This window comes from Paenibacillus sp. BJ-4 (assembly GCF_020404765.1).
Lineage (GTDB): Bacteria > Bacillota > Bacilli > Paenibacillales > Paenibacillaceae > Paenibacillus.
In genome coordinates, this window is record NZ_JAIVEM010000040.1 from 22,810 (window position 1) to 38,866 (window position 16,057).

The 16,057-nt window shown below is 47.2% G+C and carries 11 protein-coding genes and 1 riboswitch; of the genes, 4 read left to right on the top strand and 7 right to left on the bottom strand.

Features of this window, described 5'->3' with window-relative positions; genetic code table 11:
* The first annotated feature begins 34 nt into the window (after window positions 1-34).
* Window positions 35-730, top strand: coding sequence for a response regulator transcription factor (locus tag LCF57_RS08135; RefSeq protein ID WP_226000239.1), 696 nt, complete (start codon window positions 35-37; stop codon window positions 728-730).
* A gap of 41 nt (window positions 731-771) precedes the next feature.
* On the opposite strand, the gene LCF57_RS08140 is transcribed toward LCF57_RS08135, so the two are convergent.
* Genes LCF57_RS08140 through LCF57_RS08150 form a run of 3 tightly spaced genes read right to left on the bottom strand, consistent with a single transcriptional unit; the run spans window position 772 to window position 7,429 of the window.
* Window positions 772-5,199 (bottom strand): hypothetical protein, encoded by a 4,428-nt coding sequence (locus LCF57_RS08140; RefSeq protein WP_226000240.1) that lies wholly within the window; start codon window positions 5,197-5,199, stop codon window positions 772-774.
* A 50-nt stretch (window positions 5,200-5,249) separates the two neighbouring features.
* Window positions 5,250-6,983, bottom strand: a complete 1,734-nt coding sequence (locus LCF57_RS08145; RefSeq protein WP_226000241.1) for an ATP-binding protein — start codon at window positions 6,981-6,983, stop codon at window positions 5,250-5,252.
* Entirely contained in the window at window positions 6,980-7,429 is a 450-nt protein-coding gene (locus LCF57_RS08150) for a hypothetical protein (RefSeq protein ID WP_226000242.1), read from the bottom strand. Before LCF57_RS08150 ends, LCF57_RS08145 begins: the two co-directional genes overlap by 4 nt.
* A gap of 45 nt (window positions 7,430-7,474) precedes the next feature.
* On the opposite strand from LCF57_RS08150, the gene LCF57_RS08155 reads away from it, so the two are divergent.
* Window positions 7,475-8,179, top strand: coding sequence for a response regulator (locus tag LCF57_RS08155; protein ID WP_226000243.1), 705 nt, complete (start codon window positions 7,475-7,477; stop codon window positions 8,177-8,179).
* Here LCF57_RS08155 and LCF57_RS08160 read toward each other — a convergent pair.
* The 4 genes from LCF57_RS08160 to LCF57_RS08175 are packed head-to-tail and all read right to left on the bottom strand — an operon-like array spanning window position 8,147 to window position 12,619.
* Entirely contained in the window at window positions 8,147-9,058 is a 912-nt protein-coding gene (locus LCF57_RS08160; RefSeq protein ID WP_226000244.1) for a glycosyltransferase family 2 protein, read from the bottom strand. The two genes, LCF57_RS08155 and LCF57_RS08160, sit on opposite strands and share 33 nt — an antisense overlap.
* Window positions 9,021-10,244 (bottom strand): glycosyltransferase family 4 protein, encoded by a 1,224-nt coding sequence (locus LCF57_RS08165; RefSeq protein ID WP_226000245.1) that lies wholly within the window; start codon window positions 10,242-10,244, stop codon window positions 9,021-9,023. Before LCF57_RS08165 ends, LCF57_RS08160 begins: the two co-directional genes overlap by 38 nt.
* Window positions 10,228-11,493: a transporter gene (locus LCF57_RS08170; RefSeq protein WP_226000246.1), complete on the bottom strand. Its 1,266-nt coding sequence runs from the start codon at window positions 11,491-11,493 to the stop codon at window positions 10,228-10,230. Before LCF57_RS08170 ends, LCF57_RS08165 begins: the two co-directional genes overlap by 17 nt.
* A gap of 4 nt (window positions 11,494-11,497) precedes the next feature.
* The gene (locus tag LCF57_RS08175; RefSeq protein ID WP_226000247.1) at window positions 11,498-12,619 is read right to left on the bottom strand and encodes a glycosyltransferase; all 1,122 of its coding nucleotides are present in this window, start codon (window positions 12,617-12,619) and stop codon (window positions 11,498-11,500) included.
* Between the two features lie 409 nt (window positions 12,620-13,028).
* Here LCF57_RS08175 and LCF57_RS08180 point away from each other — a divergent pair, with 409 nt between their 5' ends.
* Both LCF57_RS08180 and LCF57_RS08185 read left to right on the top strand, forming a co-directional pair.
* Window positions 13,029-14,750 carry an NAD-dependent malic enzyme gene (locus LCF57_RS08180; RefSeq protein ID WP_226000248.1) on the top strand — a complete coding sequence of 574 codons (1,722 nt, stop codon included), beginning with the start codon at window positions 13,029-13,031 and terminating at the stop codon, window positions 14,748-14,750.
* Between the two features lie 71 nt (window positions 14,751-14,821).
* A complete protein-coding gene (locus LCF57_RS08185; RefSeq protein WP_226000249.1) occupies window positions 14,822-15,775 on the top strand; it encodes an AEC family transporter in 954 nt (317 codons plus the stop codon).
* A 157-nt stretch (window positions 15,776-15,932) separates the two neighbouring features.
* A riboswitch (TPP riboswitch) is annotated at window positions 15,933-16,036 on the top strand.
* The last annotated feature ends 21 nt before the right edge of the window (window positions 16,037-16,057 follow it).

Below are 16,057 nucleotides of genomic sequence, written 5' to 3' on the forward strand. Positions count from 1 at the left end.
TATTGTATCTTTGTCTATACAGGAGATGTCAGTTATGCCCATAAAAATACTTATCATTGAAGATCAAGAAAGTTTGGCAGATATGATTGCTCTTCATCTTCAGGAGGAAGGTTATCATACCGAGCTTATCTATGATTGTAAACTTTCCATTCCTACACTTATGCGTTTTAAGCCGGATGTTATTGTGACCGATCTGATGTTTGGCGGTAGAGTTGAATGCGCACTGATTGGTCAGATCCGTCAATTTACAACGGTTCCTATGCTAGTCATCTCTAATAACACCTTGCTGAATATAAGAATAAAAGCTCTGGAGGACGGCGCGGATGACTTTTTATGCAAGCCCTTCAGTCTAAGAGAGTTAAATGCACGCATCAAAGCCTTACTGCGTCGCAGTGGCAGCAATATGCTCACCGAATCGCAAACGGTAATCCCAAAGATTAAAAAGGTAAGAGTTTGGGTGAATGATTACCGCCATAGCCTCTTAGTCGATGACCAGGAAATCGAAGTCACTCAAATCGAATTTGCCATTATCAAAGAGATGTCCTGCAACCCAGGGAAAGTCTTTACCCGCAGCGAGTTGATGGATCGAATCAAAGGTGGAGATGGCGCCTATCTGGATCGTACCATCGACGTACATATTTCCAGCCTTCGCAAAAAAATAGAACGTGACCCTAAAAATCCTCAGCATATCCGTACAGTCTGGGGCAGAGGCTACAAATACGAGATGTAGCCGTATCATACTTACCAGTTCCTACCTGAGCAGCTTGCTTCTTATGGAAGCTTTCGCTTTTTCCATCGCCGATAAGGAAGAAAACAAGCTGCTCCACCGAGTATCCCGATGAAGAACAGTACCCACCCGAAACGATAAGCCGAAGCCAAAATAACGACAACCTTTCCGTTTCCGTTGCCACTGGTAATGAATCCGGTAGTCACGCCGTTCACAGACAGACGGGCACGCTGATTTTCGCTTCCCAGCCTAAACTCCCAAAGCGGGTTGGGTGACTCGGTCTCCCGGATCAGCACCTCCTGATGCGTCGGGTTATATAGCGTAAAGCTGCGTTCCATGGAGTTTTCACGAGTAGCCTGAATACTTTCCGAAGCATGTGGGGCAACAAAAAAGGTTTCCATATCCGTTCCCTCAAACAACATAAATTGATCCACTGTAATCATTGCTCGATAAGGGATGATGGAGTAGTTCTTCATTTGAAACAAGCCTGACTGCTTCTTATTCGCATGTGCCAAAATCTGAAACTGCATAAAGGCAGTCTCTGCCGGAGCCTTCACAATCTGATCATAATGATTCCATTGCTCCTTATCTCTCTCCTCCACCTCGTCAATATAGGAGGTTTGGACGATTTGGGAGGCTTTATTCAAAAAAATGACCTTCATATGCCGACTTCCAATTTGCTCTGACCGCGCATCCAACTGTACGGCATACTCTTGTAGTGGCTCAGCCTTCATTTTCCGGGACGCATAAATATTCCAATCACAGGAATAGCTTGGTGCATAACGGATGGATAGCCCCTTGGCTGACAAAGCCAGATTCGTCTGTCCGGGCCGAATATCCGCCACACAGCCTACATCGGTACTTAAGAATTCCGTTGTGTCCTTCTCAGGTATCACGGTCACTTCCTGCCCAGCCATCCGATGGATATCATCAAAGCTGCTCAAAGACGGAACCTGACTGTCCAGCACAAGTGTTAAGCGGTACTTCCCCTTGGGTAAGAATAGATTCCTAAATTCTACTCGTCCGTATTCGTTCAGCAGACCGGGGACATGAATGATTTGTTTGGAGAAACCATCCTGATTGGGCACCGTCTCAATAACCTGATTTTCGGATGAAGAGATGGTGGGCAATCGCTTATACGCCTCACCTGTACGAATCGTTCGTGTCAGCACCTCTCCTGTCTCTTGGTTCGTCCATTTCATCGTCAGCGCCCCATGATACCCAGAGGGTAAATCAGCCAGAATAGCTGTGGAGTAAGTGCCTGTTTTGGCGACTTCTACATTCCTGCTTAATGAACCTTTCTGAAAACTGATACCCCGCCCCATACTGAGTCGTGGTAGAGCGCGTTCTGTCTGCACGTTCCCTTTGACATTAAAATCGTTCTCTGCCTCCAAGGTGAAAAAGAGCTTGCCCCGCTTCAACGCTTGCTCTATCGGAAAAGATAGCTTATCCAGCTGATCTGTGGGTATAATCGCAAATTGATTGACCGCGTTAAAGCCTTGCAGGTTAGTAACCGTGATCGGGGTATCTCCTTTGGGGAAGGCATGCTCTCCCAGATCGACCCATTGGAATTGGTTCAAGCCCTCATCCTGGGTCTTAATGTTAGCCACGCCGTCCGGCAGTGTGACTTGCAATTTTCCGCCTGCCTTATTCATAAACACTCTGGCATACACATGCGAGGCTTGCGGTTGATCCAGCTTTTTATGCATTGTAAATGAGTTGGGCTTGCTGTATTTGCCCAAATCACGTAGCTGGATATCATGAATCCACCAGTAATTTTTTTGCTGCGGACGTTGCAGGGTTAACAAATCCATTCGCATCCAATAGCTGCCGGGCGGCGACACATATTCCCCGTAAAATTTTACACCGTCAAAATTATATCCCTCTGAAGGCGCTACGACATAGCTAACCCCCAGCTCACGCATTTGCTTATCGTAAAACCGCATTTTTACATGCATTTTGTTCGTCCCGCGACCGGAAACCGTGATTTGGAACTGATACGGATTATTTTCCTTGGCCTCCAGCAACCCGGATCTGGCGACCTGCCAGATATTACTCGGGTCCCCCTTCATAATCTCACCGTGCAGCGTCGGCACATCATTCAATTCCTCGCGGGGATTAGCCTCCACACTGAACAACTGCGGATTATCCGGCTTAAAAAAGGTCTCCGTCTTCAGCATAGAATCAAAATCCACGACCGTGTTCCCCTCAATGCTGCTCATCTGATAAGGGGCTACATCCAGCTTTTTACTGGCAAAGGTGACCGCAATCCCTGCATCCATCTCCATATCGAACGGAAAGTTTCGTATGCCTTGGGAGGATAAATACCACAACCAATCGTTGGTCGAGGCAAAGGTTTTGGACCATTTCAAAAAAGCATTACCATCCTCTATCGCATCAAAAGGCCGCAAGTAATCCTCTGCCGGAAGCTGAGACAACAACAAATCATTAAAGGAGGCCGCTTCTACATAATCCCCTTTGTTGACCGTCTGAATAGTGTTTAGCTCTGGCTTTAACGCACTGAACAATACCCCGAAGTGACTAAAATCAAAGCCAGGCAGATGACTGTAGCTCTCCAATCGGCTAAACCCGTAAGGTGTCACAATTTTACTCGTCAGAATGTTCATATAGGGCGGTGCCTGATCCAGATTAAATATGGAAAAGAGCCCGTTTTTGTAGGTACGTTTCAGCCCTGTCTGACCTTCCAGCTGAGACAGATGAAAATCCTGGCGCTTCTCCTGGCCCACATATTCGTCATGGTAGACCAACTGGTTAACTCCAAAGGTAGAGAACAGCCAGCCTAACCTGGAGCTTAGCCCATTGTCCATGACATACTGCAGAAAATTCATATAGTATGTAATCCCGGGATCATTTCCCTCATGATGGAAGATGGTGTTTTTAGGAGAAGAGTATACCTGAAAATCTCCGGTTGCCTTCTCGTTTGCAGTCTTCCCTTTATTCCATTTGGGCGTGGCTACTCCGTTATAGCTTTGAATCATATTGTCGGCAATCGGAAAGTACAATGCCTTGCTGTCAAAACGATCCGGGTCGGTCAGCTTTTCAGCCATTTGGCTATAATCCTCCGGCACTTGAACCGGCTTGTAATACCCCTCAATGAATTGGGTACGCAGAGGAGCAAAATATACCCCCAGACACAAGACGACGATAACCACCGCCAGCTTTTTATACACACGCTGCAACGGAGATGAACCGAACCATTCCATAAACTGAATCACGCCAAAGGTCAGCAGCACCCCAAAGTTAAGAGCAATTAGACCAATAAATTTGTTGGGGTCACGGAAAACCGAACCAATCACAGGCGTCTTCGTAACCAAAATGACAAACCATTTGGCAATGGATGGGAACGTCGTCCCGGTAGCTGCGACCAGAAACAGCACCGTAAGCAGTGAAAAGATCAAAATGATCGGATTTTTATGGGAACGAGTCACCATCGCATAACCGATCAATAGCAGCAAAAATCCCCCTCCGATATAAAATAGGGCAGGCAGTGAGGAAAAGGAAAACATAGGCCACCAATAGCTCAATAAATAACCCACATTATCTAAACTGCTGTTACGGCTGAACAGAGACAACGTATCCACGACGTTGATATTGTGCTGAGACGCTTGAGCGTCCATCAGCATGCTACCGACATACAGGGACAACCAATAAAAGCTGAGCAGACCAAAAAACACGCCAAAAATAATACCTTTACGCAAAAAATTGCCGTATAACGGCTGTAAATAGGTGCGTCCGGCCTTACGGTGGGTCCAGGTCAGCTTGATCAACAGCAGCATGGTGAACAAGCCCAAATAAATCATGCCGAAGAAAAAATAATGAATGGCCGCAGCACTAACGGTGAATACCGCAGCCAACAGAAACAGGTCGATCCAGTTCCGCTGATACAGCTTGTGGGGATGATAGTTTTTAATTTGTTGAATTTGAAATTTGGGATCAACCGCACTGAAAAAGAATCTCAGCATTAACGGAAACAAACTATATCCACAGAGCAGATAAATATGCTGGATGCGGAAAATAACCCACGGATTCAGTGCATAAAACAACGAGCCGACCATAATGGCAAAAATACGGGTTTTCGTAAAGCTAGGTGAATAATATACACTGACCAGCCGCTTGGCAAAGGCATACATCGAGAACGCCGAAATAAATAACAGACCCGTGATAAAAGATTTCAGCAAGACCGGCCCGCTCTCGTCAAATAACAGTGAAAGTCCATAGAAGGGCAAAATATACAGGATACGTGGAGCATTGAACAAGGTCGAGGTAGACCATCGTTCGTTCCATACCCCTGTTATTTCCTCCAGATACCGATGAGAGGTGGCTCCAAAGGCAATGTCGCTAAACACAATTTGCCCTGGTCCATAGATGGGAGCAAGATATGCAACAATGGCAATCAGCATCAACATCATTGCCGCCATATCATAGCGATAGCGAAATATCCATTTTTTCATGCTCAGCCCCCTCTCTTGAACTTCTCGTTGATCTGTCGGTTATCTTTGGGCTATCTTCTCAAGCGAACAATGGCCTGCAAGCCTTGATCCGTATTACGCAGCTTTAAACGTCCGCCTATCGTCTTCAAGTATGCATCCATATGATACAGGCTGAACGTATGCTCCTGCGAGCTTTGGGAATAATCCGGCTGGAAATAGCTCCAACGCATTTTATCATCAATCCCACCGCCCGTATCTTCAATAAGAATAATAATTTCTCCTTCTTCTAGCCGTGAACTCACCTTGAGCATTTGAGACTGGCGCTTGGATCTAAACCCTGTTCGGCTTCGCTCCTGATTCTCTACCGGCTCTCCACCTTGACTCATGGCCTGTACTGCATTTTCCAGCAGCCCCTGAATCGTTTTGTACAGCATCGGCGCTTGTGCTGCAATGGATGGAACAGGCTCTTGCCGCAAGATGACTTGAATGTTCTTCATGTTCAACGAACGGTTCGCCCATTTCAGCGATTCGGACAATACCTCATTCATATCTGTGAAGCTAATTCCACTATTATCATGCATCTTTTCTTCCAGCTCATCGCGCAGGGAACGCACTCCTGTCAGCAGCTCTCCCAGTGAGGATTCCTGTCTAAGACGACCCTGGATGAAATTTTCATTCAGCTCGCGGAAGTATTCTAGTTCCTCATGAGATGCTCCTTTTCCCTGGCTGGAAGCCGCTTCAAAGCGGTTGGCCAGATCATGATAGAAGCCCAGCAGCTTCAGATCATCACCGCCTGTCAGACGAGCAGTCTGCTCCTGCAGCTCCTGAAGCTGCTGCTCAATCGTCTGCATTAACGGTAAATAATAGGTGTCCTGCTGCTGTCGCATATCCTCATCCCGCCGCTGGTCACGCACCTGACTATTTACGATGGCATCCTTCACAATCCGTTTGCGGAACTGTATGAGCATGGCCCACAGCATAAGCAATATCAGAGTCATGACCATCCACAACTGTTTGCGGAAAGAGCTGATGCGCCCCGCAATGTCCTGACTGACATCTTCAACCGATATGTAAAGCGCCTCTTCCCCAATGCGGCTGAACCCTATTCCATGTTTCTCTCCGCTATCTTCAATGACGCCCGTATTACCCTCCAGTAGCCTGCGGGTTACGTTCGTAATATCCGTTCGGTTGATATCCGGGGTATTGCGGGAAGCTACAACCTTAAATTGATTATTATAAAATAAAACCTCGTGCTGATCGACTGGTTTACTTTTAATGATTCTGCTGAGCATATCAGCGTCAATTGTACGCACCATAAAGCCGCCCATCTGCGCCCCTTGAATCCTGCATACCATATACTGAGCAGGCTCATGCTCCTCGGTCACAAAGGGGCTTACGGCACAACCGTTTTGCAGCCATTTAACCTGCTGCACCGCACTCTTCATCTCACGATTTTCTCGTCCGGCAATCACACGATACTGTTCATCCAGCACATAAAAGGACCCAGTTTCACGTTTAAACCCCTCGGGGTATTGACGCTTCCCCTGATTCAGCATATCCCTGCCCAGATTGGACGACAGCACCTTCAGTTCAGTCTGCCATACAGCGTAACGCTCGGTTATATTTGCGGACAGTTCCTGCACCTCATGCTGGAGCTGTTCATTTTGAATTTCTCCCAAGTGACTGCTGAATTGCCGTACGACAAACCATTGAAGTACAGCAGCCAGGAATACAATCACGCACAGAACGATCAGGTACAGGATCAGCTTTTGCCAACCCGGTTTCAACAAAGCCCATTGCTTCATGCTCCCCTGTCCCCTCCATTTTGTTCAAGACGGCCCAAAATAGCTTGCATCAGGCATTCCAGCTCGTAGCTGACCAGCGGTAGCCGTGCACACAGCAACCGGGGAGTCCGGCGCTGGAGTGCGGCAAACCTCGCAGCGGTTTCCGGTGCGCCGTCTGTCAGCAAAATCAACTCGCATGTTTTTGCGATATATAAGCGATCCAGCTCTTCTTCGCTATACTCCCGAAGATCAACCACATAAATATCATGACGATCATCCATATGCTGAAGTGCACTGGAGACAGTCAGGGTTATACCCGTATGTCGCACAGCATGATACTGATGAAGCAGACGCATGCCTTTTTCCCAGAGCGCATGTTCAGCCGAATCGAATCGTTCACAAAAAAGACGCAACGCCCGTTCTGCATTGACATCTTTCAAAAATGCCAAAACGCTGATATTATACATGTAGTTCCTCATTTCTTACTTCCTGATTGGAGTTGCGCAGTTGCTATGACACCCCAAAACATTCTATTTGTTGACGACAGCCCTATGGTTCTGTCCCTGCTAGAACGGACTTTAACGCAAGAAACATTCATCTTACATACCGCTCATACACCCAAAGAAGCCTTGCAGGTGCTGAAACAGCACCCCATTGACGTAGTGGTATCCGATCTGCTCATGCCTGGTCTGGACGGGATTACGTTCCTCCGTATGATTAAGAAGGACTATCCGCATATCGTACGGATCATTTTGTCAGGTCACCTGCATACGCAGTCTATTTTATCAGCGATCAATCAAGTCGGCGTGTTCCGCTTTTTGACGAAACCACTGGAGCTGGATAATGATACGCTGAAAAAGATACTATACGAGGCACTGGATCAGGCCCAGCTCAATCGAAACAGCCTGTATGCAGACCAAAATGTGGCTCACAGCTTGTCGGTATTTATAGACAGCATTCTGAATGCTCCGTATCGGCCTTATGTGCTGCTCAATGATCAGCATATTGTAACTGCTGTACACGCTGCGCTCGCTGAGCTGTATCCTGTAGGCAGCTCACTTCGTCATCCTGACGGTGGAGGTATTCAGTTAACTGCGCATTCACTGTATATACCGTATGAGGAGTCGGAATCTTCCGATCTCGACCTGTACACGCTGGATACGCTGACTGTGGGCCATTCATCCTTACGTCTTATCCGCCTTAGCGAGATCGCCTGAGTGACGGTTGCCGCCCTTTAATACGGCGGCAACCCCAATCACAGTCAGACATGTATACATCCACAGCATGCCTACCGTCAACAACGGGTGACGAATGTAGCTTTTCAAATTTCCCCATGTATACAGCACCGGACGGAAGAAGTACCAGCGTTCCAGTGCCTTTCGCAAGCCCTCCTTTTCGGATGACATCGTACGATCCATCACGGAAAAATAGTAGGCTTTTTTACGTAATACATCATGCAGATATACCTTTTTTTCATCATGATATACCCGTGTAAATACCGCCCGGCGAATGACTCCGCCAGACTCTATATAGCGTAAGGTAGGCTGTATTTCTTCGAAGGCAATCTGCTCCGCATTAAAGCCGCCTGTCGATTCGTAAGCGCTCATTCGCCAGAAGCGTGCCGCTTCTATGGAGCGTTTTCCCAGGGTTTCACCTGCGTTGTTAATTACATTTCGCTCGAAGACTTTCACTTTGGAAAAAAAATTGTCCGCTTCCGAATACGCCTCCTCAGGAACAACCAAGGCACCAATGTCCTGATGATCGTCAAAAAAGTCGATGCTCTGCTGGATCAAATGCTCGGCTAAAATCATATCGGAATCCAATACAAGTATGTATTCGGCACCCAAGCGTTCCGCTTCCTCAACCGCCCTGACCCTCGCGACTCCACGCTCTCCATGGGGAAGCTCCAATACCGTCACGGGTACTGAACTTCCTGCCGACAGCGTACGAATCACCTCCACAGTCCGGTCATCCGAGCCATCATCGGCGATCACGATATGCAAGTCCTTGTAATTTTGCCCCATACAGCTTCGCAAACATGGCTCTATTGTCCGTTCATTATTGTATGTGGAGAAGAGAATGACCACTTTGTCCACTCTGTTCCGCCTCCTCTGTCCAATTTCCCATCAACTGCTCAAACGCAGCTGCCGTATGATCAAAATGAAATCTCAACGCATACTGATACGCCCGCTCACGAATGGCCATGTAGTCTTCGCCACCCTTCGCTGCTCTTTCCATCTGTTCAGATAATCCCCGGATGTCACCGTGAAAGCATAGATATCCGCTTTTTCCAAAATCCGTCGCATCCACCAAGCCGGGTGAATTGCTGACAATGCTGGGAGTTCCAACGGCCGCCGCTTCGGTAATCGTCAGGCCCCAGCCTTCACGCAGGGATGGAAATACAAGGGCGTGGGCACGGCTCATCAGCTCCAGCTTATGCTCTGCTGAAACAAATCCGAAAAAGGTAATATCCGCTTGGGATTGTCCTTGCTTATCCGGCTCTCCGTAAGTCAATCCATATCGTTTCATAATCGGCAATAATTGTTCTGCCACATACGTTTTATCGGTTTTCCCGGCAATCCACAATATAGCCTGCGGGAATTTTTTCTTGAGCCGCCCAAAGGCTTCAACGACCAGATCAATCCCTTTATATTTCACAAAGCGCCCTGCGTACATAAAGGTCGGACTGGACTCCTTCGGTAAAAATTGTTCACGCGGCCAGTGATCAAACTCAATGCCTTCCGGCAAGAGATGAACCCGATCCGGGTGAAAGCCCAGCTTAAGCAAATCATACCGGGTAGACGGGGAAACCGTGAGTGTTCGATCCGTGCGGGCCAGCTTAAGCATCAGCGGCTCCAGATGAAATCCGATCACATTTAGTGGAAATTTGGCATTTTCAAACCATATTTCCCTTGTTAGCTGATGTATAAAAAAGATCCGCTTGGATGCCTCCACCCAAAACCGGGTAAAGAACTGGTGCGTATTCGCCTGATTAATAACATAATCAATATGCTTGCGGTGACGGCGATAATAACGCATGGCAAAATAAATCACGCTGTATATATTTCCTTTTCGGATATACGTAATTCCGTCTATGATTTCATGCTCGGGCAATCCCTCAAATTGGGGCGAAAAATGAATGAAGTGAAAGCGGCCTTGCTGTGAGCGTTTTAGCATCTCATGGGTGAAAACTTCTGCTCCTCCGCTTTTAGGTGAACGAATGTCACGCCAGGATAGCAATAAAACTACGGTTTTACCGTCCTGTTCATGGATTGTATTCATGGGCTGAATCCCCTCTTAGCTTTATTTTGAGCAAATAGATATAGGCATCTACTACAAAGTAGAAAGATATGGCGCCATACACCACCAGCTCAGACAGTAAAAAATCGGAAGGCTTGTTGTGGGCCATATGAAAGGCTGCCAGTAAAGCCGCTGCTCCAGCGATTAAGCTGAACATAAATTTGCGTCTGCCCACCAATACATGCATATGAACAAAGAACAGCACGATGGAAAACAGCCAGTATACCCATCCTCCCCATGGAATAAAAACTTCTGCCGACTGATAGGAAGACCCGAATAATACAGGAATAGAAGAGGGGAACACAAAGCTTGTACCTACATACACACAAATGGCTGCCACAGCCATTAATCCGGCATACACAGCGATCAGCTTCCCCAAGGCTTGACGGTCATGACCATGCGCACCGAGCTTTGGAATAAATGCAGCGATCAGACTGTACGAAACGTAATAGACCAATTGGCTGTACTTCAGCGCGATGGCATAGCTACTGGCCTGTTCCGGGAAATAATGCTGCACATACAGCATGTCAATGGAAATGCAAAACAAAATAAATAAGTTCGTTATGAGACTATCCGTAAAATCCTGACCTAGTGATTTCCATAGCCCGGAAGGTATACGTGTTCCACTGTGACTGAATAAGGATAAGCCCCGAGCCGAAACGATCCAGCCATGAAGCAGCGACAGTAACATTCCCCCACAGCTAGCCAGCAGCAGGGCTTCCAGCTTTAACCCCAATGCGGCCAATACAAAAAACAGGCTAAGCTTTCCTAAAACCTCAATATAGTAGTTCACATTGAGCGCCAGCATGCGTTCCCTGCCCTGTAAATCTCCGCGGCACGAGCTCACGAGAATATGCAGCCCTACCAAGCCATACAGCATGAACAGCGGGCCGGATTGGACGCCTAATAGCGAGCGCAGCAACGGATGAAATATCACCAGCATGACTATGGCAAGCACGGTGAGCAACAAAGGAGCTTTTAGCAAGAGAGGACCAAGCGTTAGACTACGCAGCGGAAGCTTGTGGTCTCCCTTGGAGACCAGCTTGGCGGTTAGTAGCTGAATCGATAAGCCCAAAACGGACAACAGGGCAAAGAGGGCCAACAGCGCATTCGCCTGACCATAGGCTTGTCCAGTAAGATACCAGCTTGCTGCAATATGAAAGAAAAAATTAAATCCGTTCAGCAGCACATTAAATAAAGGAAACATCAACGGACGCAGTCGGTTGTTCACGTTGTTATCTCACCCGCCGATCCAGCCGCCAAATATCAATAATGGAGCGCAGAAAACGAATGGAATCCTTCCAGACATGGATGTGCGATCCATCCCGGTCAATACACTTGACGGGTAGCTGGAGCACACGAAGCTGGAGTCGCTTGGCGATAAACATCATTTCCAAATCCAGAGCCAGCCCGAGCTGCTCCTTCAAATGCGGAAACATCCGCTTCACCGCCACCGAGCTCATGACTTTAAGCCCTGTCTGGGAATCCACCACACCTGTCGGTAAAAACGGGCGGGAAACCATACGTTTGCCAAAGCTGACGATAGATCGTAATAAAGAGCGATTTTCGGCTGTCATATCCTTGGTTCCAATCACGACATCGTAGTAGCCCTGTCGAACCACGTTTATCATTCTGGCAATATCCTCAATAAAAAAGGAATCGTCCGCGTCCACAAATACGTAATAATCCGCACCGATGGTTCGCATCCCTTCCAGATACGTTCCTGCCTTACGGGTATTGCGCCCCAATTCCTTGGTTTGAATCAAAGGATTAAGATTCTGATTAATCCGGTTGACGGACAAATCCGTTGCTGCCTTCAGCGCTTTGATCAAGTCATTCGTGCCATCGTGGCTGCCATCATCAATGAGATAAATCGAGCCCTCTACAAGATGGCTGCGAATAAAAGCTTGCAGGCGTTCAGCAAATGCCTTGACGTGTACAAAACGCTGCTCCTCGTTATATACAGACAGAATGAAGGCAATATGCTGCCCTTTGGCCGAATACTCGGGGTAGAGCAAGCTTTGTATTTCTGACAGCATTTCCTCGTTGTCATTGGCTTGCCAAAATAGCAGGCGTAAACGGCCTATTCCTGTGATTTGCACCATATGCTGATCACTGAATGGGACCGTTACATCCGTTACCACTAACAGCGGCATTTGCGGAAATTGGCTACGGATCTGATTGGCTATCCGCACCGCCTTCTCCGGCTCCCTATAATCAATCAGGCAACAACATGCGTTCTCATAAACTGAAGCTGCCTCAGGGTCTCTGCACTGTATAGATTGGTAAAAATGAATCACGTTGGGATAATCAATAGCCCTGTCATTATCGCTAAAAATGGCTATAGGTCCCTGCACACAAACCTCTCCTTTTCCTCCAGATGATTTTATTTTGTTGAAAAAGAATTAAAAATGTTTGCTTAGAGGGGTTAAATTAATATGCAAATCCTTCATATTTTCTTAACAAAATAGCTGACATACCATGATATATAAGGATATAAGGAAAGAAAAACCAACTTTATATTTTGTAAAAACAGAGTATTTAGCACTGATTCATTAGGACCAAAAATAACGAAATCATCTTATTTATCAATATTCATAATTAGTTCTTTATGATCAATAACGCAAAAATTAATGGTTATTTTGTCGTAGATACATAAGCGAATAAAACATATTGCCATGACCATACTATGGTCAACATGTCATTTTTCGTCATGAATAACCCTAATGAACAATCATCAATACGAAGAGAAAGAAGGGTGTTAGTATGGAAGCATTTTATGTCAATCGGGACGGCTCATTATCCACCCCATTACGAGGCAAGGATGTGTTAGCGAACCCCCTTTTGAATAAAGGTGTCGCTTTTACAGAAGAAGAACGCAAAGAGCTGGGGCTGGAAGGAATCCTTCCTCCAACAGTCCTTTCACTGGAAAAACAGAGCGTACGAGCGTATCAGCAGTTTTTGGCACAACCCACCATGCTGCGTAAAAATGCTTCGCTCAACGACCTTCACAATCGAAATGTCGTACTATACTATCGCTTGCTTACCGACCATTTGAGTGAAATGCTGCCTGTGGTCTACACACCTACGGTAGGAACCGCAATTCAAGAATATAGTCACGAGTACAACCGTCCTGGGGGCGTATATTTGTCGATAGATAACCCGAACGGAATTGGACAGGCGTTCTATAATTCCGGTTTGAGTGGTGAGGATGTGGATCTGATCGTCGTGACGGATTCGGAAAGTATTTTGGGCATCGGTGACTGGGGTGTCGGGGGGATTAACATTGCGATTGGCAAGCTTGCTGTATATACAGCCGCAGCAGGCATTCATCCCGGGCGGGTGCTGCCGATTGTACTGGATGTAGGCACGAATAATGAAAAGCTGCTGAATGATCCGCTCTACATCGGAAACCGCCATAAGCGGGTCCGCGGAGAAGCCTATAACCAGTTTATTGATACTTTTATCAATAAAACGCTAACACAGTTTCCGAAGGCGCTTTTGCATTGGGAAGATGTCGGCAGCGTAAACGCACGCCATATTATAGGCAAATACGGTCAAAGCATTCTCACCTTTAACGATGACATTCAAGGCACAGGAGCTGTAACCCTGGCTGCGATTCTTTCGGCGGTAGGTGTTACCAAAATTCCGCTGCGTGAGCAAAAAGTGCTTGTCTTCGGACCGGGGGCCGCAGGCATTGGTAACGCTGACCAAATTCGGGGAGCTATGATCGCGGACGGCCTTTCGGCGGAGGATTCATTTAAGCCATTTTGGGCCTTTGATTACCGCGGGCTGTTAACGGACGATATGGAAGATGTGCTGGAGTATCAGAAGCCGTATGTACGTAAAAAAGAGGAAGTCAGCTCATGGATGCGGTCTGATGACGGAAAAATACCGCTGCTTGAGGTCATTCGTCAGGTGAAGCCTACGATATTAATAGGAACTTCCGGTGTGGGAGGTGCCTTTACTGAAGAAATTATCAAGGAAATGGCGAAGCATGTAGAACGCCCGATCATCATGCCCATGTCCAATCCTACAAACCTTGCCGAGGCGGTACCCGAGGATTTAATACGGTGGACCGATGGCAAAGCATTGATCGCTACCGGAAGTCCCTTTGAGCCCGTCACCTATAACGGTACGAAATTTGAGATTGGACAGGCGAACAATGCTTTTGTATTCCCGGGTCTTGGTCTGGGCGCGATTGTGGTCAAAGCAAAAAGAATCACCCCTGCCATGTTTACAGCCGCAGCAGATGCCGTTGCCAATGCCGTAGATTCGAATGGGCCTGGCGGTGCGCTGCTTCCCCATATCCGCAAACTACGTGATGTCTCGTACGCGGTTGCGGTTGCGGTAGCAAAAGCCGCGATTCAGGATCAAGTGGCTCAGGCACACATTTCAGATGTTGAACAAGCCATTCGGAATGCGATGTGGAAACCGGAATATACGAGGATCAAAGCCGTGGAAAGTGCCTTACATCACCCTCACTAATGCTTCATTTAGGACGGGGATGTATGTTCAGACAGGCAGGATACGTCAGTTCAAGCAAGGAGAATCGATCTATGAGTGTCGGACATATTCTTTACATTTTAGTGCCGATTTTTTTTGTTATTATTTTGGGATGGTTAGCAGGGCATTACAAAAGCTTCGATGCCTCTTCCTCCAAGGCCCTAAATGCGCTCGTCACCAAATTTGCGCTGCCTGCGCATCTATTCATCGGCATTACGACAACGAACAGGAAAGCGCTCATCGAGCAATGGACATTCCTGCTGGCTCTGTTCATTGGCATTGTCGGTTTTTTTGCCGTTCTCCTTCTGCTGTCCCGCTTTGCGGGGAAGCAGTCGGTGAAGGATGCAGCTATGTTTGCTTTGAACTCGGCACAGCCGACCTTTGCTTTTATGGGCATTCCTGTGCTTGGAGCCATCTACGGCTCCTCAGCCGTGGCTATCCCTATTGCACTTACTGGAATCGTAGTCAATGCCGTCCTTGACCCGGCAGCTACGATTATAGCTACCGTAGCCAACCAGAATTCAGGCAAGGAACGGAACGGTCACTTCGGAAGACTGATCTGGGACTCCATTCTTCACGGTTTAAAGGAACCGCTGGCACTAGTCCCGCTGGTTGGTGTGGTTTTGACCTTGTTCGGCTTCCATTCACCGAATTTGTTGAACAAATCGTTTAATCAAATTGGTGACATTACATCCGGGGCCGCTTTATTTGCGGTTGGTGTGACCATTGGGGTACGCAACATTAGCTTTAGCGTAAGCGCCTTTGCTATCGCGCTGTTAAAAACAATCGTACAGCCTTTATTGATGCTGCTGATTGCTTACCTATGCGGTCTGTCGTCTGCCGATACCGTTAAGGCGGTTCTGCTCGTTTCCTTCCCGGGTTCAGCAGTCGCTGCTATGATCGCTACCCGTTTTGAAAGCCTGGAATCAGAAACCGCCTCCTCCTTTGTCATCAGTGCTGTCATCTCTCTCGTTACACTCCCTGTGCTAATTTCGTTATTGATGTAAAATATTACCTGTTCACTCCTGTTATTAGTGCCGCCCGATTTTGCCGGTTTTTGTCATATTCATGCCCCCCACGATTTAGTAGATTTCCCAATGGAATGAATTGAGGAAGGTTTGACATAACGTATGAACGAATGTACAGTAATAGTCAAAAGAATAGGAAGTCCACTAGGGGAGCCGCTTATGGCTGAGACAAGAACGTATCTTGGACCCTTTGAACCTGATCTAGTTCGTACTAGCGTAGGAAAGTGGAGCCTTCGTATATAAGGTCCCTCGTGTTTTTTT

Bases quoted from the DNA above. Each gene is read 5' to 3' on its own strand.
- LCF57_RS08135 (WP_226000239.1), top strand. From the start codon at position 35: ATGCCCATAAAAATACTTATCATTGAAGATCAAGAAAGTTTGGCAGAT.
- LCF57_RS08140 (WP_226000240.1), bottom strand. From the start codon at position 5,199: ATGAAAAAATGGATATTTCGCTATCGCTATGATATGGCGGCAATGATG.
- LCF57_RS08145 (WP_226000241.1), bottom strand. From the start codon at position 6,983: ATGAAGCAATGGGCTTTGTTGAAACCGGGTTGGCAAAAGCTGATCCTG.
- LCF57_RS08150 (WP_226000242.1), bottom strand. From the start codon at position 7,429: ATGTATAATATCAGCGTTTTGGCATTTTTGAAAGATGTCAATGCAGAA.
- LCF57_RS08155 (WP_226000243.1), top strand. From the start codon at position 7,475: ATGACACCCCAAAACATTCTATTTGTTGACGACAGCCCTATGGTTCTG.
- LCF57_RS08165 (WP_226000245.1), bottom strand. From the start codon at position 10,244: ATGAATACAATCCATGAACAGGACGGTAAAACCGTAGTTTTATTGCTA.
- LCF57_RS08180 (WP_226000248.1), top strand. From the start codon at position 13,029: ATGGAAGCATTTTATGTCAATCGGGACGGCTCATTATCCACCCCATTA.
- LCF57_RS08185 (WP_226000249.1), top strand. From the start codon at position 14,822: ATGAGTGTCGGACATATTCTTTACATTTTAGTGCCGATTTTTTTTGTT.